This is a genomic window from Thermostichus sp. MS-CIW-34 (genome assembly GCF_054060435.1).
Map to the genome: position 1 here is coordinate 1 of NZ_JBSSDE010000034.1, position 22,870 is coordinate 22,870.

General features: G+C 57.6%; 21 protein-coding genes, 1 tRNA gene and 2 pseudogenes. 11 read left to right on the plus strand and 13 right to left on the minus strand.

Annotated elements, in window-relative coordinates:
* Nucleotides 1-173 precede the first annotated feature (173 nt).
* Nucleotides 174-1,427 carry a BMP family lipoprotein gene (locus ACVWYY_RS11220; protein WP_457440579.1) on the plus strand — a complete coding sequence of 418 codons (1,254 nt, stop codon included), beginning with the start codon at nucleotides 174-176 and terminating at the stop codon, nucleotides 1,425-1,427.
* 11 nt (nucleotides 1,428-1,438) lie between these two features.
* Here the strand turns inward: ACVWYY_RS11220 and ACVWYY_RS11225 are convergent, their stop codons facing one another.
* From ACVWYY_RS11225 to ACVWYY_RS11245, 5 genes and pseudogenes are all read right to left on the minus strand, one after another.
* A complete protein-coding gene (locus tag ACVWYY_RS11225; protein ID WP_414421759.1) occupies nucleotides 1,439-2,041 on the minus strand; it encodes a glutathione S-transferase family protein in 603 nt (200 codons plus the stop codon).
* Nucleotides 2,042-2,139: 98 nt separating this feature from the next.
* Entirely contained in the window at nucleotides 2,140-3,270 is a 1,131-nt protein-coding gene (locus ACVWYY_RS11230; protein ID WP_414409420.1) for an aromatic ring-hydroxylating oxygenase subunit alpha, read from the minus strand.
* Nucleotides 3,271-3,507: 237 nt separating this feature from the next.
* On the minus strand, nucleotides 3,508-4,428 hold the full coding sequence (gene era / locus ACVWYY_RS11235; RefSeq protein ID WP_414417179.1) for a GTPase Era: 921 nt from the start codon (nucleotides 4,426-4,428) through the stop codon (nucleotides 3,508-3,510).
* A 279-nt stretch (nucleotides 4,429-4,707) separates the two neighbouring features.
* A pseudogene (locus ACVWYY_RS11240) lies at nucleotides 4,708-4,881 on the minus strand (TM2 domain-containing protein); the annotation flags it as partial.
* Nucleotides 4,882-5,020: 139 nt separating this feature from the next.
* Nucleotides 5,021-6,706 (minus strand): SpoIID/LytB domain-containing protein, encoded by a 1,686-nt coding sequence (locus tag ACVWYY_RS11245; RefSeq protein ID WP_457402717.1) that lies wholly within the window; start codon nucleotides 6,704-6,706, stop codon nucleotides 5,021-5,023.
* Between the two features lie 138 nt (nucleotides 6,707-6,844).
* Here ACVWYY_RS11245 and ACVWYY_RS11250 point away from each other — a divergent pair.
* The 4 genes and pseudogenes from ACVWYY_RS11250 to ACVWYY_RS11265 form a co-directional block, all read left to right on the plus strand.
* Nucleotides 6,845-7,028, plus strand: a pseudogene (locus ACVWYY_RS11250) (hypothetical protein); the annotation flags it as partial.
* A gap of 46 nt (nucleotides 7,029-7,074) precedes the next feature.
* Nucleotides 7,075-7,506 (plus strand): DUF1818 family protein, encoded by a 432-nt coding sequence (locus tag ACVWYY_RS11255; protein WP_457402715.1) that lies wholly within the window; start codon nucleotides 7,075-7,077, stop codon nucleotides 7,504-7,506.
* A gap of 89 nt (nucleotides 7,507-7,595) precedes the next feature.
* Entirely contained in the window at nucleotides 7,596-8,360 is a 765-nt protein-coding gene (locus ACVWYY_RS11260) for an FAD binding domain-containing protein (RefSeq protein ID WP_457402713.1), read from the plus strand.
* 536 nt (nucleotides 8,361-8,896) lie between these two features.
* Nucleotides 8,897-9,406, plus strand: a complete 510-nt coding sequence (locus ACVWYY_RS11265; protein WP_457398702.1) for a type IV pilin protein — start codon at nucleotides 8,897-8,899, stop codon at nucleotides 9,404-9,406.
* 34 nt (nucleotides 9,407-9,440) lie between these two features.
* Here ACVWYY_RS11265 and ACVWYY_RS11270 read toward each other — a convergent pair.
* A tRNA-Arg gene (locus tag ACVWYY_RS11270) sits at nucleotides 9,441-9,514 on the minus strand.
* 201 nt (nucleotides 9,515-9,715) lie between these two features.
* Between ACVWYY_RS11270 and ACVWYY_RS11275 the strand changes: the two genes are divergently transcribed.
* Nucleotides 9,716-10,150 carry a hypothetical protein gene (locus tag ACVWYY_RS11275; protein WP_011432900.1) on the plus strand — a complete coding sequence of 145 codons (435 nt, stop codon included), beginning with the start codon at nucleotides 9,716-9,718 and terminating at the stop codon, nucleotides 10,148-10,150.
* A gap of 452 nt (nucleotides 10,151-10,602) precedes the next feature.
* Here ACVWYY_RS11275 and nuoK read toward each other — a convergent pair whose 3' ends face one another.
* The 5 genes from nuoK to ACVWYY_RS11300 all read right to left on the minus strand — a co-directional run bounded on the left by nuoK (nucleotide 10,603) and on the right by ACVWYY_RS11300 (nucleotide 14,435).
* Nucleotides 10,603-10,908 carry an NADH-quinone oxidoreductase subunit NuoK gene (gene nuoK / locus ACVWYY_RS11280; RefSeq protein ID WP_041437244.1) on the minus strand — a complete coding sequence of 102 codons (306 nt, stop codon included), beginning with the start codon at nucleotides 10,906-10,908 and terminating at the stop codon, nucleotides 10,603-10,605.
* Nucleotides 10,909-10,989: 81 nt separating this feature from the next.
* Nucleotides 10,990-11,598: an NADH-quinone oxidoreductase subunit J gene (locus tag ACVWYY_RS11285; protein ID WP_414342577.1), complete on the minus strand. Its 609-nt coding sequence runs from the start codon at nucleotides 11,596-11,598 to the stop codon at nucleotides 10,990-10,992.
* A gap of 119 nt (nucleotides 11,599-11,717) precedes the next feature.
* Nucleotides 11,718-13,076, minus strand: a complete 1,359-nt coding sequence (locus ACVWYY_RS11290) for a TPM domain-containing protein (RefSeq protein WP_457402711.1) — start codon at nucleotides 13,074-13,076, stop codon at nucleotides 11,718-11,720.
* Nucleotides 13,077-13,221: 145 nt separating this feature from the next.
* Nucleotides 13,222-13,953 carry a lipoyl protein ligase domain-containing protein gene (locus tag ACVWYY_RS11295; RefSeq protein WP_457402709.1) on the minus strand — a complete coding sequence of 244 codons (732 nt, stop codon included), beginning with the start codon at nucleotides 13,951-13,953 and terminating at the stop codon, nucleotides 13,222-13,224.
* Between the two features lie 17 nt (nucleotides 13,954-13,970).
* Entirely contained in the window at nucleotides 13,971-14,435 is a 465-nt protein-coding gene (locus ACVWYY_RS11300) for a YbjN domain-containing protein (RefSeq protein ID WP_414328810.1), read from the minus strand.
* Between the two features lie 221 nt (nucleotides 14,436-14,656).
* Between ACVWYY_RS11300 and ACVWYY_RS11305 the strand changes: the two genes are divergently transcribed.
* Nucleotides 14,657-15,412, plus strand: coding sequence for a 5'-methylthioadenosine/adenosylhomocysteine nucleosidase (locus ACVWYY_RS11305; RefSeq protein ID WP_457402708.1), 756 nt, complete (start codon nucleotides 14,657-14,659; stop codon nucleotides 15,410-15,412).
* A 70-nt stretch (nucleotides 15,413-15,482) separates the two neighbouring features.
* Here ACVWYY_RS11305 and ACVWYY_RS11310 read toward each other — a convergent pair whose 3' ends face one another.
* The gene (locus tag ACVWYY_RS11310; RefSeq protein WP_011432908.1) at nucleotides 15,483-16,460 is read right to left on the minus strand and encodes a PspA/IM30 family protein; all 978 of its coding nucleotides are present in this window, start codon (nucleotides 16,458-16,460) and stop codon (nucleotides 15,483-15,485) included.
* A 327-nt stretch (nucleotides 16,461-16,787) separates the two neighbouring features.
* A complete protein-coding gene (locus tag ACVWYY_RS11315) occupies nucleotides 16,788-17,606 on the minus strand; it encodes a hypothetical protein (protein WP_457440581.1) in 819 nt (272 codons plus the stop codon).
* Nucleotides 17,607-17,691: 85 nt separating this feature from the next.
* Here ACVWYY_RS11315 and ACVWYY_RS11320 point away from each other — a divergent pair, with 85 nt between their 5' ends.
* The 4 genes from ACVWYY_RS11320 to lpxD all read left to right on the plus strand — a co-directional run bounded on the left by ACVWYY_RS11320 (nucleotide 17,692) and on the right by lpxD (nucleotide 22,834).
* Nucleotides 17,692-18,954 (plus strand): class I SAM-dependent methyltransferase, encoded by a 1,263-nt coding sequence (locus tag ACVWYY_RS11320; RefSeq protein WP_457440583.1) that lies wholly within the window; start codon nucleotides 17,692-17,694, stop codon nucleotides 18,952-18,954.
* Nucleotides 18,955-19,306: 352 nt separating this feature from the next.
* Nucleotides 19,307-20,839, plus strand: a complete 1,533-nt coding sequence (locus tag ACVWYY_RS11325; RefSeq protein ID WP_457440585.1) for a hypothetical protein — start codon at nucleotides 19,307-19,309, stop codon at nucleotides 20,837-20,839.
* 369 nt (nucleotides 20,840-21,208) lie between these two features.
* On the plus strand, nucleotides 21,209-21,727 hold the full coding sequence (locus ACVWYY_RS11330; protein ID WP_457440587.1) for a DUF4330 domain-containing protein: 519 nt from the start codon (nucleotides 21,209-21,211) through the stop codon (nucleotides 21,725-21,727).
* A 15-nt stretch (nucleotides 21,728-21,742) separates the two neighbouring features.
* Nucleotides 21,743-22,834: a UDP-3-O-(3-hydroxymyristoyl)glucosamine N-acyltransferase gene (gene lpxD, locus ACVWYY_RS11335; protein WP_457440589.1), complete on the plus strand. Its 1,092-nt coding sequence runs from the start codon at nucleotides 21,743-21,745 to the stop codon at nucleotides 22,832-22,834.
* The last annotated feature ends 36 nt before the right edge of the window (nucleotides 22,835-22,870 follow it).

The window sequence follows — 22,870 nt, forward strand, 5'->3', positions numbered from 1 at the left end:
TCAGGACTTGGGTCATGGTTCTATCATAACTTCCGCATTCCTCCCGACACTGACCCTACGGGTACAGTGCGGGGCTCCTGCGATTTCTAGCTGAGCCCCTGCTGGCTTCCACGTCGTTTGCCAAGCGCCTTTTTGTATTCTCAGATACAGCGATCTGCAGCGGGATCCCGATGATGGATGTAGTCTTCCGGCTTTGGATCCCTGTTCTGTTGGAGCTGCCTGTGAACTGGAATCTTACCCGCGCTTTTTCTCCCTCGAGAGGCTGGGCTATTGGCCTGGCAGTCGCCGCTCTACTGGGATCCACCCCCACAACGGCGCAGGAGACCTTCAAAGTGGGCATGGTGCTGGTGGGGCCGATGCAGGATGGCGGCTGGAGCCAGGCCCATGTGGAGGGCAGCGAATATGTCAAGGCCAAGTTGCCCGGCCTCCAGTTTGACTACCTGGACAAGGTGAACCCGGCGGATCGGCCCAATGTGCGCGCCTCCCAGGTGGCGGATGACATGATCGCCCGAGGGGCCAAGGTTATCATCTTTACTTCTGATGACCACAAAGACGACGCGATTGAAACGGCCCGCAAGCATCCTGAGATCGCAGTTATCCATGCTTCTGGGGACATGGCCTGGAAGGAAGGGAAAAATTACATCGATCTGCCCAACTTGGCCAACATCATGCCCCAGATGGAAGCGATGCGCATGGTGGCCGGCTGTGCTGCAGCCCTGGGCTCCGAAACCGGCAAAATTGGCCTATTGGGACCTCTGATCAACGATGAAACCCGCCGTTACGCTGCTGCTGCTTACTTGGGGGCCAAATACTGCTGGGATACTTACCGAGATCGTCCTGAAGAGTTGCAGTTCCGGGTGACCTGGATTGGCTTCTGGTTCAACATTCCAGGGGTTACTTTGGATCCAAGCAAGGTTGCCGATGACTTTTACAACAGCGGCTTTGATGTGGTGATGTCGGGGTTGGATACGCCGGAGGCGGCGGTACAAGGCAAGCGGGCTGCTGAGGCCGGAAAGCGAGTGCGCTACACCCACTACGGCCTGGCCAGCGGTTGTAACTTTGCGCCCGAAATTTGCCTGGGGGTTTCCTACTACAACTGGGGGCCAGGATACAAGCAATTGATCGAGGCAGCTCGCGCGGGCACCTTCGAGAGCCAATTCCTACGTCCGCCCATCGACTGGTCAGACATCAACAACCCGGACACGTCTTCGGCGGGGTTCATCATGGGAGAAGCCCTGAAGCCGGAAGACAAGGCCAAGCTGGAGGAGTTTATTGCTGGCTTGGGGAATGGCAGCATTCAGCTCTTCAAGGGGCCGCTCAACTTCCAAGATGGCACGCCCTTCTTGGCTGAGGGGGAAGTGGCCAGCGAGGTTGATATTTGGTATCTGGGCCAGTTGCTGCAGGGCATGGAGGGAGCCAGCAACTAGCGGAAGGCGTTCTAGGCTCCGGGTAGGGGGAAGAAGCGGTCGGTGGCTTTCACCCGCTGACACCAGGCTCGGATCTGAGGAAAGGGCTTGAGGTCAAACCCGCCCTGCTCCGCCACATGGGTGTAGGTAAAAAGGGCGAGATCGGCGATGGTGTAGCGGTTGCCCACAAAAAACACCTTCCCCTGCAGGTGGCCTTCCATGATCTCCAGCGCCTCTGTTCCAGATTTCAAGTTCTGGGCGATCACGTCAGCATGGGCCTCTGCTTGGCCGGCCCGCACCCAGAAGCGAGTGGTGGCGATGTAGCGGGCAATGCGGGTTTGTTCAAAAAGCAACCACTTCAAAATCTCGGCCCGTTCCAACTTGTTTTGGCCGTAGAGGGGGGTGTCTTCTGCCAGGTAGACCAAGATCGCGGCGGACTCGGCCAAGACCGTTCCATCTTCCAGTTCCAAAGCCGGGATCTGGCCCAGGGGGTTTTTGGCCAGGTACTCGGGGCGGCGGTTTTCTCCGGCCCTGGAGTTGACTTCAACCGTCTCATAGGGGATCCCCAATTGCTTGAGGAGCAATTCCACTTTGTAGCAATTTCCGGAGGTTGGGATCCCGTACAGTCGCAACATTGTGGTTAACCTCAGCCCAAAGCACCTTACAAAGAACTTCGTCCTAACAACGCCAACGGCAACCCAATCAACAAAAACCCTCTGTCCCTAACACTTTTTTAGCAGCTTTGTTCTTCCAACTCCTGCATCTGCCGGCGGTATTCCCGCCCAAAGGCTTGCAGCAACCCTTCTGCATGGGAAAGAGGCCCTGCTTCATAGGCACGGGATCCCACCCCTTGCTGGGTGAGCTCGCACAGGTGCCAATCCTGTCGATTGGTGCGATCCCACAATTCCACCACCTCGCTGGGATCAAAACCATCCAGCGCCAAGGTCTCCGGCTCAAACAGCCAATCGCAGACAACCCGCGTCCGGTCGGATCCCTGGGGCCACAGAGTGTGGGTCATGACATAGTCCGGCTGCAGGCTCAAGAATAGATTGGGCATAAGGGTGTAGTAGTAGGCCCGCCGTTGGTTCTCGCCTCGCACGGTGGAGATCAGGGGCAAGCTGCGTTGGCCACTCATGTTTAGGCTGGTCACATCTGGATTGAGCAACATGTAGCCGCCCAAAAAGGGGCCTTCCATCAGGTCGTTGCGACCGCTGCGAGCCGGCGAAAGACGGGCCAATTCCGGGTGAATGAGGGGGCAGTGGTAGCACTCAGAGTAGTTTTCAAACAGCAATTTCCAGTTGGCCTGAACGTGGTATTCAATACGATGACCTCGCCGCAGAGCGGACAGGTTCCACTCTCGGAAACGACCTTGCAATGGGGCAAAAACCTCATCGAAGGGCTGAGGATTGCGGCTGAGGTTGACCCAGACGAAGCCTTCCCATTCTGCCAAGGCAGCGGAGTGGAGGGGATAATCTTCACGGCGAAAGTCTTCCACCTCGTGCATCTGGGGAGCCGCCAACAATTGTCCATCCAGCCCATAGCGCCAGGCGTGGTAGGGGCAAGGGATCCCATCGGCAAAATGGCCTTGGAGCTCGCTGCAGAGTCGGGTTCCTCGATGGCGACAGTGGTTGAAGAAGGCATGGGCTTGCCCCTTGGGATCCCGTACCAGGATCAGGCTTTCCCTGAGCACCTGCACCTGCAAAAAGTCTCCAGGTTGGGCCAGATCGGCACTGCGCCCCACGCAGAACCACTGCCGATAAAAAATCCGCTCGATCTCCGCCTCAAAACGGCTGGAGGAGACGTAGTAGTGGCCCGGCAGGGTGCGGGCGCCGGGTTGAACAGTAGCGGGATAGAAAGCGGTCATGGGGCAAAGCAGCGATAAGAAAAACTGCTGTGGGACTCCAGAGGCTTTGCTATCCAAGCTAACGCAGGGATCCCATCCGGCATCTATTCCAAGCAGATCCAAGGCATTTTTAAGGCATTTTTGCAGCATTCCCCCCAGGCACGCCGTGCTGCTCGCGCAAATACCCCAGTCTCCTACCCACAAGGGGAGAGGGGGGCATAAGAACTCCGTCCTGCTGACGCAAATGGCTTATTCCCGCTAGGGGGACGTAGCGCTGTAGCCCAAGTCGCGCAGAAGGTGCTCAGAGCGCCGCCAGTGGGGCCGCACCTTGACAAACAGCTCCAGGTACACCTTGCCCAGGATCAGCTTTTGAATCTGCAGGCGGGCTGCCTGGCCGATCTGCTTGAGCCTTTCCCCTCCTTTGCCAATGAGGATCCCCTTTTGCGAGTCCCGCTCTACATAGAGGGTGGCCAAGATGCGGGTGACGTTGGGGGTTTCTTCCACCTGGTCGATGGTCACGGCCACGGAATGGGGCACTTCCTCGCGGGTCTGCAGCAGCACCTGTTCTCGGATCAGCTCCGCCATGATGAACCGCTCCGGCTGATCCGTCACCAGATCCGGCGGGTAGTAGTAGGGGCCGGTGGGCAGCAGATCGATGGTGGCTTGGATCAGGGGTGTCAAACTGCTGGGATCCAAGGCAGACACCCAAACGACAGGAGCGCCGGGGCGCAGGGCTTGGTAGCTCTCTTGGTGAGCTTGGCGCACGGCAGCATCCCGAGGAAGCAGATCCGCTTTGTTGCAGACGATCAGGCAGGGGGAAGCAGCAGGGATCCGCTCGGCAATAAAAGCATCCCCGCGTCCTGCCGGCACCGATCCATCCACCACGAAGAGGATCACGTCCACAGCGGCAATGGCTGCCTGGGCGTTGTGTACCAAGATTTCCCCCAGGCGGTGGTGGGGTTTGTGGATGCCAGGGGTATCCACCCAGATGATCTGGGCTTGGGGTAGGGAGAGGATCCCCTGTAGGCGGTTGCGGGTGGTCTGGGCCACGGGAGAGGTGATGGCAATCTTTTGTCCCACCAGGGCGTTGAGTAGGGTGGACTTGCCCACATTGGGCCGCCCGATCAGCCCCACAAACCCCGACTTAAACCCTGGCGGGGCAGCCGGGATCGCAGACAGTTCCCCACTGCTGACACGACCGGGCGCCGATTCCCCTTCTGCTGCAGCAGCGGAGGACTCTGTCCCGCCGTCGCCAATGGATCCCTGTCCCTCAGGGGAGGGATCCCTCCCGTCTGGAGGAGAGTGGGAAGATCCGGCGCTCTGCTCTCGTAGCTCTTCTAAAGGCTCTGTCCCGCTGTCGCGAGAGGAAGCTGGGGATGGGGAGGGTCGGGATCCCTGCAGGACGGCCAGCTTGAAGTTGTAGTTCTCCACCATGCCTGGGATCAAAAACAGGTCAATCAACTGCCCAATGCCCAACAGGCCAAAGGTGAACAGCCAGAGAACGCCTGTGCCGGTCTTGCCCAGGTAGAGGCGATGGACGCCACAGATCCCGAAGATGCCCAACGCCCAGAGGATATAGGCAGTACCGACAGACTTGGGTTCAGCGGGGGGCAGCAGGTAGCGAGAACTCATGGGGATTTGACGAGATAACTTTGAGCGGGTACTCCAAGTCTAAGTCTGTCATCTCCTGGCCTGGACGGGCAGAAGAGAACCGGCGTGATCTCTGCAAGCAAGCTGGGATCCCTTCACGGCCATAACTTTCACCCAACCTCTAGCGGATAGAGTAGGCTGCTGAGGCGGCAGGCAACTGCAAGGATAGGGATCCCAGCGGGGCCAAGGTGGTGCCGGGGTAGTAAAAAGCGAGGATTTGCGCCGCGTTAAACCCCTGCCGAGCCAGGGTATAGGAGCCGTACTGGCTCAAGCCCACCCCATGGCCGAAGCCGCCACCGATGAAGCGATAGCCTGCCAATCGCTCCCCTTGTTTCAGAGGCTCTATCCGAAACAGGGTGCTGTACAGGCGAGGAAAAGCCAAGCGTACCTGATCCTTGCGCAAAAGAATCGAGCGGATCCCTTCTGCCGTCTGCAAGTCCAATTGCATCACCTGCACCCGGCCACTGGCGGAGCGCTCCAGGATCTGCATCCCCGCGATGCTGCTCCAGGTGGGCATCGGGATCCCTAGGTAGTCTTGGCCGGCGCGCAACTGGGTGTTCAGCTCCTCCAGAGATAGGGAGAACTCCCAGCGGAATAGGCGGGATACCCCTGCTTCGTTGAAGCCCTCTCGTTGGGCCAAAAACGCCTGGAAGCTGCTCTCCTGCCGCAAATCCAGGGGCTTACCCGGTTGATGGGCAATATCCGCTTGCGGGCGTAGGTAGGGGCGCGGATCCCCGTCCCAAACATCTTCAAAGGCCGCCGAGATGCCGCCATTGGTAGAGGAATAGACAGCATCCACCAGCTCGCCATTGTAGGTGAGCACCAGGCCGCTGGTCTGGCGAATGGCTTCGTCTGCCCGTGGGTGAGTTCCGGTCAATCCCTTGTAAACCTGGCAATGGGTATTGGCGCAGAGCTGATAATCGTCAACCTGAAAGCGGTGGAGGTTCTTGAGGGCGTAGGTGCGCGCCAAAATCGCCTGGGCGGCCATCGCGGCAAAAGGGGCCCCTGGCCCCACCTCGTGGGGAACTACCCCCCGCAAATAGGTTTCCAGAGGCACGGCATTGACCACAGTGTAGCTGCCGTAGGCATTGGGCTGAAAGGTGATGGATCCGGCATAGTAGTGGTCGTTCACCCGTAGATAGCCGGCATCAGAGGTCACCCTGAGGCGGGTGCGGTGGTAGCGAAAGTGTTCATGAACCCAGCTCAGCTCCGCCCGTTCGCGTCGCTCCTGCACCTCGAGCCGCACATGGGGGATCCCTTCTTTCTGGGCATACTGCTGAATCTGGGCCAGTTGTTGCGGGGTGTAGGCGCGGTTGGCCCACACCTGCCATTCTTGCGGCTGGGCGATCTCGGTGCTGATGCCCAGAGACTGCCAATGGTTGGCATTGGCCTCGGCACTCTCAAAGCTTTTGTGGCTGCTGAGGATTAGACGGTATACGGTTTCCGGGGTGGTCAGGGCGCGATTGACAATGCCGATGCTGACCCGAGGCGTTCGCTGGGTCTGGGTGCTGCCGTCTGCTTGAGGGAATTCCAGGGTGAGAAGGGATCCCGTCGGCGCCGCCAGCTCCACTTGATCCGTCTCAGAACGGCCAAAGCGTTGCAAAATGCCTATATGCAGGATTGGGTTTTCGGGGGTGGCTGCCGTGGCCAAGGTCTCTTCACGAACTCCGGTTGCGTCGGCGGCATGGAGCGCTAAGGCCGCCAGCAACAGGCCCAAGCCGGAAATGAGGGTGCTCTGTTTGCGCCAGCGGGACGGAGCCCCTAAAAACCGACGGGGTTTGGCAGTGAGAGCCTGACAACTGGCCATGGCCGCTTTATCCTAAAACACACCCTGTCGATTTTACCCCCATCTTTTTTGGCCTACCTGCAGCGGTTGCGTTAGCGGTGGGGAGCATGACTCTAGTCAATAATAAGCTCAACTATACTGAAAATAATGTATAATATGTTCAGTACGGATTACTACCAGTTGATCTTTCTGTTTACTTTCGAGTCTGCCAACATGGTAGCCAAAGCAAAGCAGAAAATTGGTAGTAAGACGACACGGAAACTGCGCTTTGGGTATTCTACTCAAAGCTTTGCGGGATACCGCCATTCTGGTTGGAAACAAACAGAATGCTATCGCTGCATAGTTGAACAGTGATGTTCAGCAGTGTTCAGCGTAAATGTATCAGCACCATGGATGCTTTTCCTCGCATGTCTGTTCCCGACGACGGGTTCCCAATCGCCACGGCGGGACGCCGCCCCTCTTTGCACAAGGGATCCGGCTGGAGGCTGGGCTGGGATCCCACCCGTTCCCCTTTTGTTGCGCTGGTGGGGGGAGAAGCCTGGGCGCTGGAGCTCACTCAGGAGGAGTGGCAAGCGTTTGTGCAGGGGGTGCAGCGCCTGCAGCAGGATATGGAGGCCATCGCCTCCCAACTGATGGCGGAGGAGAGCATTACGCTGGAGCAGACTTGCCCTGCTTTGACGTTGATTGCCAGCGGCAGCGCCACCGCCTGGGGCCTCTACGTGCAATTGCATCAAGGCCGGCGCGGAGAAGGTTTTTGGCCTGCTGATGTTGTCCCTGAGCTATGCCAGGCCCTCGCCCAATGCTTTCAGGAAGCTCTCTAGCCCCCTGAAGCCTGCAGTCTGGATCCCTGCCCAGGGTTTTTGGGGCGAAGCTACAACCCCTTGATTCCCTTCAGCGCCTGAGAGAACCGATGGATCTGCACCATCTGCACACCTACATTCGTCCCCAACAGCTTGAGGACTTGACCGCATGGGATCCCGGCTGGAACTGGCTGGCCGGGGGGACTTGGCTCTTCTCACAGCCGCAACCCCACCTGCGGGGACTGATCGATTTGCATCCTCTGGACTGGAACGAGCTGGAAATCAGTGCAGAAGGGTTAAAACTGGGGGCAACCTGTACCTTCCAGCAACTGTTGCAATACGATTGGCCACCCCATTGGCCAGGGATCCGCGCCCTGTGCGAGGGAATGGCGTCTTTGGCCTCTTTTAAGGTGGCCCACTTGGCAACGATAGGGGGAAATCTCTGCCTGGCCCTGAGTGTCGGTGTCGTAGCACCCGTGTTGATCGCCCTTGAGGCCACCTACACGCTGATCGATCTGCAGGGATCCCTGCGCCACATCCCCGCTCAGGACTTTCAAACCGGCCCCCAACAAACTCTGCTGCAGCCGGGGGAAGCCTTGCGATTGGATCCCGGCCCAACGCCTGCGCAGCCCCAGCACCTTTCAGCGGCTCGGCATCACCCAAACGGATCCCGCCTTGGTGATCGTTGCCGGATCGCGCGATCCCGACTCAGGCGATTATCGCTTCGGACTCAATGCTGCCCTTTCACCCCCACAACTGATCCAGATGGGATCCCGGCCCGATCCAGAACATCTTCCCCAACTTTTGGCAGAGCAAGCCCACGGCTGGATCGCGGATTTTCGGGCCAGCGCCCTTTACCGCCAACGCATGAGTGAGGTATTGATTCGCCGCTGTATAGACATCTTGGGCTAATCGGGGTATTGCCCCATCCCAACAGGGGGCTGAGAACAACGTACTCATCCTGCCAAAGCTCCCGCCGCTCTGAAAGTAAAGGTTTTAGGCGTGGGTCAGTGCCCCGGTTTGAATCGAAATGACCATAAGTCTGACATTCCCGTCCATAGGATTGAGATAGCCACAGGCAAAAATTCATCTGTTGCTGTTCCAAAAATGGGTAACACATAAAAAGTTTGGGGCAGTAGCAACTGGCAGTGTCACCCCATAGACAGCCGCGAAAACAGTTCACAGTGAACTCAGATTTATCTGGCCTTAAAACTTGAAGCCAGTTTACAAAAAATTTACCTACAGTTGATATCCAGTGGGGTTTTGGATTCAGGAGTTCACATGATTTGATGAGGAAAGTTTTGGGTCTGCGAAGGGTAACCTGAGACCAAGAAAAGGCTTGAATACCAGGGCAAGATCCTTCGGGTTTAGCCGGGTGCCTGATTTCTCCCAAAGTGGGGCTGAGGCTGTCATGAATCGGTTTTCCCTTCATGAAGTCTATCTCAGGAGAATCCTTTTCCGTCTGGCCACTGCGGCTCCTCGTGGCATGACATTGATCGAGTTGCTGGTGGTCATTGTGATTGTCGGTACTCTCTGCGCGGTGGCCATTCCCAACCTGCTTAACCACATTCGCCGTTCCAGAGTTGCTGAAGCCCAAACAGCTTTGGCGACCATTGGCCGCGCTTCAGAAATCTTCCGCATGGATTTTACGGTTTATCCTTCCAGCTACGCCGATATTCAATTCGGAGGGATCCAAGGGGATCGTTATCTGCAAGATCCCTGGCAAGCCCCCAACTATCGTCTCCCCGAAGTTGTTCCTCCCACTCCTGGCCCAGCTGGCATGCGTTGGATGACGGAGTCTCACACCTACACAGCTGCTGGTGGGAATCCCCTGCGCTGTGACATCGGCCTTGGGGATCGCCAGCAAGAGGTTTTGGTCTCCGGCTACAACCTACACAACTCCTGCAACCTCTATCGTTGACCTGCCCAGGCAGGAGTCTGGCGGCTTGAGGAAGCGGGACTGGGCGGACTTGAACCGCCGACCTAGCGCTTAGGAGGCGCTTGCTCTATCCATCTGAGCTACAGCCCCTTGTCGAACATCCTACTGCTCTTAGCCCCCATCTCAGATTACAGCCCTTTTGCAGATGAGGTGATACCCGACCAGTTCTCATCATGCCCCAACTGGGTCTGGCGTTATCGGTTGTGTTGTTGACATTGACCTGCTAGACATCTTCTGTGATGCTAAGAAGTGTTAAGCTAAGGACTTGGATCCCAAACCGAGGTCAGCCCTATGGAATCCCTTTCTGATCCCTTCGTCAATCCCCCCATTTACTCTGCCATCGCCTTATTCAGCTTTTTTGCTGTTATCTTTGGCATCATTTTCAAGGACAATTTGGAATACCAGGTGGCCCTTTGGCAGCTCAACCGGGATAGCCAAGCGCAAATTCGCTACCGCACTCCTGGGGTGATCCTCACCTACAGTCTCTGCTGCCTGTTTACCTCTGGGTTTGTGGCCGCGTGTCTGAACGTGTTTGGCCTGTCTATGGCCTTGGCCGCCTGCGTCGGTGGGATCCTAGTGTTGAGCACGGCAGGCTTGGTGTGGTGGCAGTTGGGATCCCTGATGGCTCTGTTGGCTGCCGGTGGATCCCAGGCCATCGATATTGACTCTTACGGAGCAGGGGCCATTTTGGATTCTGAGGCGGCAGCACCCCCCGAGGGAGAATAGGATCTTGGAGTAGTCTTACCCCATGCCCTGGTCTAGCTGGATCAGCTGGATCCAGAAGAGCGTGCCTACAGAGTAGAGAAAGCTTAAGAAGTTTCTGGCCAACTTGTTAAAACGAGAGAACAAGTGCCAGCTCAGCTTTTGAAAAACGCCTCTTTCTGTAAAAAATTACAAATTATAGTCATTCCAAACTAGACTGGGACACTCCCCAAGCGTTCCGCCTCGCCTCCGTGACCGCTCCCAGAGGAGAGGGGAGCTAGAAAGCAATACAACGGAAATGTTTCATCCCTGTTTAAAATGACTATACTGGTTACAATCTCTCGCCACCCTCCTATTTTTCCCAGAAAAAATTACCACTTGACCCCTCTATCCTTTTCCTTTACTTAGGCATTCTGGCTTCACTTGACTTCAGCTTGCTAGCCTTGCCTTGATGCAAAATAAGCAACGGAAAAAGGCTACCACTTAAGCAAGTTGAAGCTCTCCATATCGATAGTGGCGCGGTTGCGGTAGATCCCCAACACGATGGCCAAGCCCACTGCGGCCTCGGCAGCCGCCACAGTGATGACAAACACCGAGAACACCTGGCCGCGAATCATCGCTGAATCGACAAAGTTGGAGAAAGCCATGAAGTTCAGGTTCACCGCATTGAGCATCAGCTCAATCGACATCAGCACGCGAATCGCATTGCGGCTGACGATCAGGCCGTAGATGCCAATACAAAAAAGAACCGCTGCCACCACCAAGAAAAACTGCAGTTGCAACATCGCGATGAGCTCCATGTAGATACACAATGACAGGGGCCTCGGGAAAGCTCTAGGTTTTATGGCCGAGAGCAGTCAGCTTTAGCGGGTGCTCACCAGCTCTGCTTGCCGTTCCGACTCCGATTCAAGCTGGGGTCGGGCCCGCTCCAGCAAGCTCAGATCCCCTTCTCCGGCTTGGGGAATGACAAACTCTCGACGCGCCAGCACAATAGCACCGATCAGAGCCATCAACAGCAGGATAGAGGCCAGCTCGAAAGGCAACAGATACTCCCTGAAGAAATGCCCACCCATCACCAAAACACTGCTCATGGGTTGGATTGGCTCTAACTGCCAGGGGGTATTCAGGGCCATCGCCGTCAGAAGGGCAAACAACCCCAAGCACACGACTGCCGTCACTCCGTTGCGCAGCCAGCCCAGCTTCAGGGGGGCAAAGGTGTAGCGCCGATTCACCAACATGATGGCAAACAGGATCAACACATTAACCGCGCCGACGTAGATCAGAACTTGGGCTGCGGCCACAAAATCGGCATTCAAGAGGAGATACAACCCGGCCATGCTCAGGAAAACGCCCCCGAGCAGAAAACCGGAATAGACAATGCTGGGGGCCCAAACCACGCCTAGCGCGAAGCCAATGGCCATCGCCGATAGCACCACAAACGTAACCAGTTGTACGCCTTCTCCGAGGGTCATGAGAGATCCGTCCTTAGCCAGTTTCTATTGCTGCTCCCTTACCACTGTACTGTCCTGGCGGATTTAAGAGAAGCCCGACTCCTTTTTCAGATCGATAGAGAAATCTCTAGAGTTGGGTCTCACCAACTGCCGCCCGCTCCGCCACCTCCGCTGCTGCCGCCACCGAAGTCTGAATCTCTGCTGCTATCGTTTGTGTGCCAATCGCTTGTGTCGCGATCGCTTGTGTGGCTGAGCTCGGGGATGACCACCTCTCGCTCAGTGCGGTAGGAGCACAAAGGGCAGCTAAAGATTTCCCGCTTCAAACCGCTCTGGGAATAGGTAGCCTCCACAAGGATCTCCGTGGAGAGATCCAAAGTGAGGGCTTGGCACCGAGGGCAGTAAAGGTGTCGGGAGAGCGTGCCTTCGCGCACAACCACAGCTATTCCTTGACAGGTAGGACAAAACCAGCCGTAGTAGCGAGCTCTGCCGCGGCTCCTGGCCAGGCGATGCTCTTGGGGAAGGTACTTATCCAGAAGCTGGGGCTGGATGAGTCGCATGGGTCGACCACAGGCTTGACAGACCACTGGCTGAAAAGGGATCCCACGCTTCCGGCCCAAGGTGCCGTCAGTGGCCATAGCAGCCACAACCGGCAGAGCGAACCCCAGCCAGTTGCCGCTGGACAATCCTAGGAACACGCCAAGGCAGAGGGATCCCGAATAGAGGAAGAGACGAATGGGGTCGCTCTGAACCGAAGAGAGCACAGCACCTGTTCTTGGATCTCTGCGTGTCAGGGAGAGGACTTGTCTTCCCCCTCGCTCAGCCCTTAGAGAGACGGGCATGCGAGAGCGCTGCCACCCCAGTCCCAAAATGATGATCCCCAGCAGCAGCAGGATCCCTTCCACCAGGGAAGAATCAATGCCCTGGGCCACTGCCCCAGAAGAAGTTGCAATCGTTGAGGTGGTAACTCCAGAAGCTGCCGCAGGAACATTTGCAACGGGCTGGCCCTGCAACACCGAGGTCAACTGCCGCACCCCCGCCAGAGTGCCGCCATCAAAATCCCCATTGCGAAACCGAGGCAGGATCTGCTGGTCGATAATCTGCTGGACTCGGCTGTCGGGGAGGATAGCGACCAGGCCCCTGCCCGTTTCGATTTCCACCCGCCGATCCCCTACCGAGATGAGAAACAAAACCCCGTTGTTTTGGCCTGCCTTGCCGATCCCCCAGTAGTTAAATAGCTGCGTGGTGAAGTCTTTTGGTGTTGCATATCCCTGAGTATTCGGCACGGTAACCACTGCCATCTCGGCACTGGTGCGCTGCTCAAGCTGAGTGATAAGACGGTTGAGCTCGTTTTCGGTGCTGCTGCTGAGGATGTTGGCGGTATCGGAAACCCACCCTCCATACTGACGGCGGGGGTTGGGCACTTGTTCAAGGGTAATGGCCCAAGCGGGCTGCGGCAGCAGGGATACAACTAGCAAAACTGCCGCCCAAACTTTCGGCATGGCTTACCTGGCTGAGCGCTGCCTAGGTTCTAGCACAGCTGTCTCGGCTAGACTGGCAGTCCTTTTCCCAGGGAGAGAGGGGAGTTGGGGAACGGTTGAGACAAGCCGCTTCTTGTTGCTAGTAATTGTTAACAGCAACCGGCCCTCAGTCCGGCCAAGGGAGCCAGGCTTCTTCTTGCCATTCCACTTCAAAGCACTCCCGGGCGGCCTGGAGAAAATGTTCGATCAAAGCAGGGATCCCTGGCGCCGTGGGGCAAATGTCGTAGATACCAATCACCTGCGAGCCGGGCAGATACCGTTCCCACAGCTCTAGATTGGGTTGCAATAGGAGGGATCCCTGTTGCAGGATCCCCCAAGGTTGCCACAGTTGGGCGTTGCCCATCAGCTTTTTGCCCTGCCAGCTCAAGTCAGCACGGGTACGGGAGGCAAAGCAACTGGTCTTGTTGCGGTAGCCGGGATCTTGGTGGCCTTGGCCGCGAGCAAAAGCAGGCCCATCTATGGCAATACCCAGCTCCGCCAACCCCTGCACCCAAAAGCGGCAGCAGAAGTCGTACACCCAGGCCCGCTGCAAACTGGGCAACCTGGCTTGCAAGTAAGAAAGGGGCAACACCAAGCTGTAGGTCAGCTCTGCTGCATCCTCAGCCGCCTGATGGAGCACCGCCCTTCCCCCCGTGGGTCGGCGCACAATCGGGATCCCTGGCAGGGGATCTGGCCAAACCTGGTGCCGCCCCAGCGAGAGGGTGAGCCGATCCCAGCCATAAAAGCGCAGGCAGGGGTGAGGGTCATGGCGCAGCCGCTGCAGAAGCCAGGCATCCTGCTCCATTTGCCGGGCCCCAGAGGCCACGCGGTAGGGGAGCCAGTATCCCTGGGATCCCATCCCGGCAAAGCCAGACCCTAAACTTTGGGAAACTCGGCCTGGAGGGGCTCATCGTATTCATCGGCCAAGCTGGCCACAATGGTGATGGCCCGGGAAATTTCGCCCGCTGTGATCCCTTCCAAGGTGCGGTAGTGGTTCAGCACCACCTGGTTGTTCCAGATGCAAAAGCGCGCCTCTAGGGTGTCGCTCCAATTCTTCTCCAGGAGCTTCTGCATCAGCTTGGCCGGTTCTGCCACCGGCAGAGAGAGAACGGGAGACCATACCAAAAGAGTGTCTTCTGGCGATTCGCCGCTCAGATGGACGAACACTTCTGCCGTGCCGTAGGTGAATTTCCAGGTGTGACCTTGCTCATGGTTTTCGTAGGCCGCATCCTCTTTGAGGCTGGAAACCACCGCCGAGACAACCTCAACGCAGCGAAGGGGCTCTGGAAAAACCTCTGGCGAAGGGTTAAAGGTGCTCATGAGCGGCTCACTGTAAACCATGATCTTTCCCCTATTCCCTATCCAACCACCTCAACTATACCGCTATACCGCCTAAGACTCCGACCTATCCGGTCATCGCTTTGGGATCCTCAACTCAGGCGAGAATGAAACCGTTGGCAATGGTTCACTAAGTGGCCGGACAGGTGAGGGCAAGCGATCCCCCCCGCCAACTGGAGAGAGAGCCTGTTCAAAAGTCTTTCGAAGAACCTGAGGGAAGCTCTATGGAATCTCCATCTCATCTCCCCCAGAAAGCCATTGGTATTCTTGGAGCCCTGCCCGAGGAAGTGGCCATGCTCACCGCAGCAATGGAAACCTGCTCCATCCATACCCATCTGGGGCGACAGTTCCACCAGGGATCCCTGTCGGGGCAACCGGTGGTGGTGGTACAAGGTGGGGTGGGCAAGGTGCGGGCGGCAACCACAGCGGCTTTGTTGGTGGCCCATTTCCCTTTGCAGGGGATCATTTTTACCGGTGTGGCCGGGGCCTTGGCCGATCACCTGCACATGGGAGATGTGGTGCTGGCCCATGCGGCGATCGAGCACGACTTTGGCACCGGACGACCCGAGGGCTTTGTCTTGGGGATCGACTTTATCCCAGAGCTGCGCCACCCACTGGCCGAGGCCGATAGCGCCCTCTACGACCTGATTGTGGCCCATCCCGAGCGGATCCCTCTCCACCCCCTACAAGGCCGGGATCCCGTCATTCATCAAGGCTTGGTGGCCACCGGCGATGTGTTTGTGGCCGACGCAGACCTACGCCGACAAATCCGAGAACGCACCGGCGCTTTGGTGGTGGAGATGGAGGGGGCAGCCGTGGTGCGAGTAGCGCAAGAAGCCGGGATCCCTTGTTTGCTGGTGCGCTCGGTTAGCGATGCAGGGGACGATACGGATTTCTTGAGCTTTTTTCAAACAGCAGCGCTCAACTCAGCAGCAGTTGTCCGCACCATCCTGCAAAACCTGCCCCCCTCCTTGCCTTAGCCCAAGTGCGCAGATCCCCTCCTCTAGCGCAAAAGACGCAAAAGAGGAGTTGGGCATGGTTGCGTTCGCGTCAGTTGTTCATCTCCCGCTCCAGCTTGGCCATCGAGATCTGGCTTTCCAGGCGGGAAATGCCTTCGCGAAGGGTTGCCACCTGTGCTTCAACTTCATCCAAAGATTTGCGAACCGCTTCTGCTGCGCTCATGTGCTGGTTGCGCCGAACCAAAGCCTCGCGGGCAAGGTCATCCTGGTTCTGTTGGCTGGCTTTCTCAGCCCTGACAAACCAATCTTCGGCCTTTTGCAAAATTTCGTCGTACCGCCGTTCCAGTTGCTTGCGACTGGCCAGGGTTGTGGTCAGGCTGCGCTGCAATTGTTTCAGATCCCGCTCCATCTGCCGGATGCTCACCCTCTGTCGGCTGGGCTTTCTCCACAGCACCTTGCTCAGACCCACCATCACCACCGCAGTAGCAATCCCCACACCCGCAGCCGCCGCCGGATTTTCACGAATCAAAGAACCATCCAAAACATTGACCCCCGCAAAGGCCGAGGTTTGCGTGGCCGTCTCCCGAAACTCCCAAGGCATCACCGGATTGCGTTGCTGCCAGAAGCCTAACCGCGCCGCTTGGGCCGCCTCTTGGGCTTCTAGGTAGCGTTGCCGATTGGCCCCGTGCAAAAAGCGCTCGTAAACCACCGCCTGACCCTGGCGCAACATCTCCAAATTCACCAAACCATCGGCGTTGTACACCTGGGCAATGTGAAGCCCTTCCGGTGTGACATAGAGGGTATCCACCTGCACCAGGGATCCCGTCGGGAGCAAGTTTTGCAGAGCCTCTTGGGATAGCCGCCCCCAGCGCCCTTGGGTCAGCTCCGGCGCATCCACATAGGCCAGACGGAAACGGGTTGGCCTGCCGTTCAAGTCCGCCCAAAAGGTGTCCCCATCTACCACCGACCGCACCCGGGCCGTCCCGGAAGATTGTGCTGCCGCTGGAAGAACAAGCCAACTGCCCGAAAGGACAGCCACAGTCATCAGAAGGGAAGTTCTTGAGGTCATGGGGGTCACTCCTATTGTGCAGAACAAGAACAAAAGTTAAGAAATAATAAGATAGGGAAGTTTCGGGAACCAACCGGAACCCCAGACCGTCTCCAGGACTTGCTACGGGGCTGGCCACTGTTTTCGCATTGCAATTTCTCATTGCAAAGTCAGCAGGGCCAGCTACTCTCCACGTGAGAGAGGCAAACTTTTCCAGCGGATTCCAGCGGAAAGCTGCGGCTCTTGAAGAGTCGGCCCGTTGGGTTGGCTTAATTTGGGTTAGAGTTTAGCTCACCTTTTGGGGCAACGTCACAGCCCTAAGGCGCAATCTTTGTCCCCCGGATCAAATCACAGGCGCAAGCGATAGGGTTCTTCGTCGGGGAAGTCGGGCAGAGGAGGGGGCAGGATCTCGATCTCCCCCGTAGGCAGCGTTTGCAGCACGGTACCCAACTGGACCAGTTGTTCCAAGACAAACAGGCGGGTATCCCGGTCGGTGGTGGAGTTATACACGCTCAGCCAAACATCGAATTGGACACGGCGGCTGAGAGGACTGCGGGCGATGTTATCTCCTAGTTGACGAAATTCATCTCCAGGCAGGCCCACCTGCTCTCGCCAGGCAGCGGCTTGGTAGTAGTCATTGCGGCCCGCTTCCGCATCCCCCAGAAACATAAAGTTAAGTAGGGCGCGATCCACGTAGAGTCGCCAGGCGTCAGGGTTGTTTTGGGGGTTGAACTGCTGCAAGCCGCGATCCAAAATCTCGACGGCTTTTTCCGGCTGGCCGGCCCGATAGGCCAACACCAAACTAGAGAGCCGGTAGCCCAAGAGGAAATGGGGATCCAGCCGCAGCATGTGATCGAAGTAGTCGTAGGCCAGGCCATAGCCAGTCAGGGTGCGAGCCGGTGCATCCCCGTAGTACTGGATCAGCTCCAGCCACAGCCAGGAAGCCCCCAAGTTGCGGTAGCCCAGCCAGCCCAGCGTGTTGGCCAGGGCAATGTTGCGGTTTTTGCGGGCCTCGGCATTTTCGAATTCTCCCAGATTGATCCGCTGCAGCATCGGCAACTGCAGCCGCACCACCAGGATCCCACACAGAAACGCCCCCCCAACGGCGGCCAGAGTGCCTGCCAGGGAGAAGCGAGAGCGACGACGGGGCAAGGAAGCAGTAGCCATGGCAAGTTTTTTGCGGATCCCTGAGGCTGTCGCGACCAGGGCTACACTCAATCATAAATTGAACCGTTGAGCCTTTCCCCTGCCTATGGCCAGCTCTGCCCTCTCCGCTTCGGAACGAGCCTTGAGCCTTTACGAGGCTCTGCCCTACCCCAATGTGCCCCTCTCGCAGACGGCCCGCAACGCCCTGCCGGAGATGTTCAAGATGAGCTATACCACGGCTCAGTACCTGCGCACCCATACCATCGTCCCGCCAGAGGGCAAGGTTTTGTTGAATGCCGGCTGTGGCTCCGGTTGGGAAACGTTGATGATGGCCGAGGCCAATCCAGGGGCCCAGATTGTTGCCTGTGATCTGTCTCCGGCTTCGGTGAAGCTCACCCAAGAACGCCTGCGCCACCACGGCTTCGCAGATGCCGAATTTTATGTCCTCAATCTGCTGGAGCTGGATCGCCTGGGGATCCAATTCGATTTCATCAGCCTCAATGATGTTTTGTATTTGCTGGAGGATCCCACCGAGGGCCTGCGGGCCATGAAAAATGTCCTCAAGCCCGATGGCATCATCCGGGCCAATCTCCACAGCCGCCACCAACGGCAGGTGTTTTTCCGCTTGCAGGAAGCCTTTCAAAAAGTGGGCCAATTTGACGTTCCACCGGCTGTAGGGGCGCAAAATGTGCGGGAGTTTATGGGATCCCTTCGGGAAGAAGTGGCCCAGGCGGTGCTCTGGAACCCGGCCAACTATGCCGAAGATGCGGCCATTATGAATAATTACCTACTCTCCAACGACAAGGGGTTCACGATCCCCGACCTGTTTCGCATGTTGCAGCAGGCGGGGTTGAGCTTTTTGAGCTTGGTGGATAGGCCCGACTGGTCGGTGGAGTCTTTGTTTAAAGAGGTGCCTGAGTTTGTGCGGCAGCGGTTGGCAACCCTCAGCATCATGGAGCGGCTGCATCTGTATGAACTCCTTCGCCCTGTCCATCGCCTCATCGACTTTTGGGCGGAGCATGCCGGCTCTTCGCCGGTGCTGCCTTGGAGTGACGAAGATTGGCTGTCGGGATCCGTACAATTCAATCCCCTGTTGATGGACAACCCCCGCTTTCGCCAGGAGTACAGCAAAGCCCTGCAAGAGAAGCGGCCCTACGAAATGCAGTGGACAGGAGCCACCCACGGGCGGATCAGCATCCCTGCCGAGAACGTGAGCTGGTTGGCGCCACTGCTTCAAGGACCAACGCCGGTTCGAGAGCTGATTCAACAGGCCGTCCAGTTGGGATCCCCAGATGAAGAACGAACAACCGCTGAGGTGCTGACCTTCCTAACCAACCTAGAAGACTTTCTTTTTTTGATGCTGCAATAGGCAGCTGATACATTTACGCTGAACACTGCTGAACATCACTGTTCAACTATGCAGCGATAGCATTCTGTTTGTTTCCATTCGCGTTAGCGGGACGGAGTCCAAACAGAATGGCGGTATCCCGCAAAGCTTTGAGTAGAATACCCAAAGCGCAGTTTCCGTGTCGTCTTACTACCAATTTTCTGCTTTGCTTTGGCTACCATGTTGGCAGACTCGAAAGTAAACAGAAAGATCAACTGGTAGTAATCCGTACTGAACATATTATACATCATTTTCAGTATAGTTGAGCTTATTATTGACTAGAGTCATGCTCCCCAAGTTCTGGCTGCCCATACCTGTCTGTTGTTTGTAACCTATGAGTCAGATGTCTGCCCGGTCGGGATCTTACTGGCGCGCAACCCTGACGCGGTGGTTCCCACAGCCTCTGGATCGCTGGGTTGCCCGGATTACCCTCTGCAACCTGGCCATCGGGGTGATCCTGGTGGTGTTGGGCAACCACACAGCTCCTTACGTGCGGGACTTTAACTGGCAACAGCAACGGGTGGGGGCGCAAGAAGTGCAGATGGTGCTCACCTTCAACCGCCCGATGGATCCCGTCAGTGTTGAAGAGCATTTGGAGATCCAGCCCCCTCTGCCAGGCCGAATGCGCAAGCTGGGTCGCCGCTTTTTTTGGACGCTGACAGAACCAGCCCCTTACGGCCAGACCTACCGGGTGCGCCTGCAGGCAGCCGTGGATGAACGGGGCCAGCCCATGGCCCGGCCTTTCGAGGGAGAATTCCGCACGCCGGATCGGCAGTTGCTGGGGATCAGCACCGAACCTGCCCAGCGAGGGCGAATGTTTCTGTTCAACCTGGAGACGGGAGCCGCTACTCTGCTGACTCCGGCTGGGCTCAAGGTAACCCAAATGCAGCCCAGTGCCGATGGCCGCTTCGTGTACTATTTCGCCACGGCTACCCACCCACAGCACCAGGATCTGTACCGACTGGATCTGGAGGATCAGTCTTCGCGGTTGCTGCTGGATCATCAGGGTTACCAAAACCTGCGCTTCCAAGTCTCGCCGACGGGGGAACTGGTGGTGGCAGAGCGGATCCCGCTGCAACGGGATCCCATGGCTACCGTCCAGACGGAGCTGTGGATCCAGAAAACGAGCCGGGATCCCTTTGAACGTCTAGAGCTGGATACGGCGGTGGGGGGAGATTTTTTCATTAGCCCCGATGAGAGCAGCCTGCTCATCTCGCAGGGACAGGGGGTGGGGATCGTACCCTTGCATCCACGGGCGGCAGCGGAGAGCTTTCTAGCCCAGTTCGGCCAAACCTTAGCCATCCGCCCCGATGGGGCTTTCGGGGCTTTGCTGCGCTTCAATCCCGACTACACCCGCAGCCTCTCCATCGTCAGCAATACCGGCAACAGCGAGGAGATTTTGAGAACCCAGGGATCCATCCTGAAAGGGGCTTTTTCCCCGCGGGCGCCCATCTTCTACGCCTTGGTCAGTGAGGTCTCTCACGTTAGCGGTGCGGAGCATGATTCTGTTGGCGAGGTCGCGATGGACTCCCCCAGCTACACCGAGTCGCCCCGCCTGCTGGCGATAACGCTCGGCACTGAAGCAGGCAACGCCATAGAGGTGGTTCGAGCCACCTATCCCGTCGATCTGGACTTCAGCATTTCCCCGGATGGACGCATGCTGGCCTACACGCTCTTGGAACCGTTCCCAGGGATCCCGGATCCCTCGGCTCCCCTTAGCCGTAGCGGGCAAGCCATCATGGCCTCGCAAGTGTGGTTGGTGGATTTGCAGGACGGGCTGCCCATTCCTGATGGACAAAGTGGTTCGCACCGCTGGCGGGAACGCCGCCTACCGCTGGGCAGCAGCACGCTGGCTTGGATCCCCTAGAGCGGGAAAGCCACTTGGAGAACAAACCTGCCTAGAATCAAGACAGGGTGTGCGAGGAGAGCATGACTCTAGTCAATAATAAGCTCAACTATACTGAAAATAATGTATAATATGTTCAGTACGGATTACTACCAGTTGATCTTTCTGTTTACTTTCGAGTCTGCCAACATGGTAGCCAAAGCAAAGCAGAAAATTGGTAGTAAGACGACACGGAAACTGCGCTTTGGGTATTCTACTCAAAGCTTTGCGGGATACCGCCATTCTGTTTGGACTCCGTCCCGCTAACGCGAATGGAAACAAACAGAATGCTATCGCTGCATAGTTGAACAGTGATGTTCAGCAGTGTTCAGCGTAAATGTATCAGGTGATATGCGGCTCATTGACGAGCAGGGGCGGCTTTTGGGAAAGGTCAGCCTCTTGGATCTGGGAGCTCTGGCAATTGTGGTGGTGGCCATTGTCGCCGTCTTGTTCTTTCCGGGTCGGCAGGCGGGCAGTGTCGTCCAGGTGGGAGGTGGCCCCACGCTGCCGGTGGAAGTGGACATGATTGTGCGCGGGGTCAGCAGCCGCTCTATGGAACCTTTTCAGGCGGGGCAGAAGGCTGACCTGATCATCCGCAACCAGCCCTACGGCCAGGTGGAGGTGGTGCGAGTGGAAAATGTCAGCCGCACGGTGCCAGTGGTTTTCCCCGATGGGCGGGTGCAGAACTTGCCCGATCCCGAAGCCTATCGCCTCGATCTGGTGTTTACCTTGCGAGGGCGCGGCCAGCGGACGGAGAATGGCATCGTCCTGGGCAACAACCGCGTCAAAGTCGGCGTTCCCCTGGAGCTAGAGACCTTTAGCTACAACTTGCGTGGAACCGTGATGGATGTGCGGCTGCTGCAATCGTAGAGGATCTCGAGCCTGATGCAGCTACAGGAGATCGCCCAAAAATTGGGATGCCCCTACGAGGGAGATCCCACCCTGGAAATTCACAGCGTGGCCAGCCTGGCGGAGGCTCGCCCAGGGGAGCTGAGCTTTCTCAGCGAGGCCCGCTACCTACCTCTCTTGGAGCAAACCCAGGCCAGCGCCGTCATCGTGGAGGAAGGGCTGGCTTTGCCCTGTTCCATTGCCTGCTTGCGGGGCAGGGATCCCCGTCTGCTCTTTGCCCAGGCCATTGAGCTGTTCTACCAACCCTACCGCCTGCCCGTTGGCATCCACCCCACCGCTGTGATCGATCCCAGCGTCGAGCTGGGGGAGGGGGTGGCCATCGGGCCGCACGCAGTGGTGATGGAGGGAGTGAAAATTGGCGACCACACCCAAATTCACCCCAATGTCACCATCTATCCCCACGTGCGGATTGGATCCCGGTGTCAGCTTTTCGCCAACTGCGTTATTCACGAGCGCACGGAGATTGGGGATGATTGCCTCATCCACAGCGGCGCTGTCATTGGCGACGACGGCTTTGGCCACATTCCTCTGGCAGATGGCTCCTGGCGGCGCATGCTGCAGGCGGGCCGAGTGGTGCTGGAAGACAACGTGGAGGTAGGCAGCAACACCACCATCGACCGGGCCGCCGTTGGCGAGACCCGTATTGGCCGCGGCACCAAGATCGACAATCTGGTGCAAATTGGCCACGGCGTGCGCACCGGATCCCACTGCCTGATCGTGGCTCAGGTGGGCATTGCCGGCAGCACCCAGTTGGGCCACCACGTCATTTTGGCCGGGCAATGTGGCTTGGCCGGGCACCTGCACATTGGCGATGGCGTGCGTGTAGCCGCCCAGACAGGTGTAACCAGCGATATCCCCGCCGGTCAAACGGTGGCAGGCTACCCCCACCAACCCATTGCCGAATGGCGCAAGAGCATGGCAGTCCAACGGCATTTGCCCGAGCTCCAACGTACCTTGCGCAAGCTGGAAGCCCGTGTGGCCAAGCTGGAACAGAACAGCACGGATAGAGCCCCCAACGCAAAAATGCTCGAAGTGGGCGTGGATCCTGAAACTACATGCTCTAGCTAGAACCTCCTTTGTCAACTTCCCCAGTGGCCTTAGCTA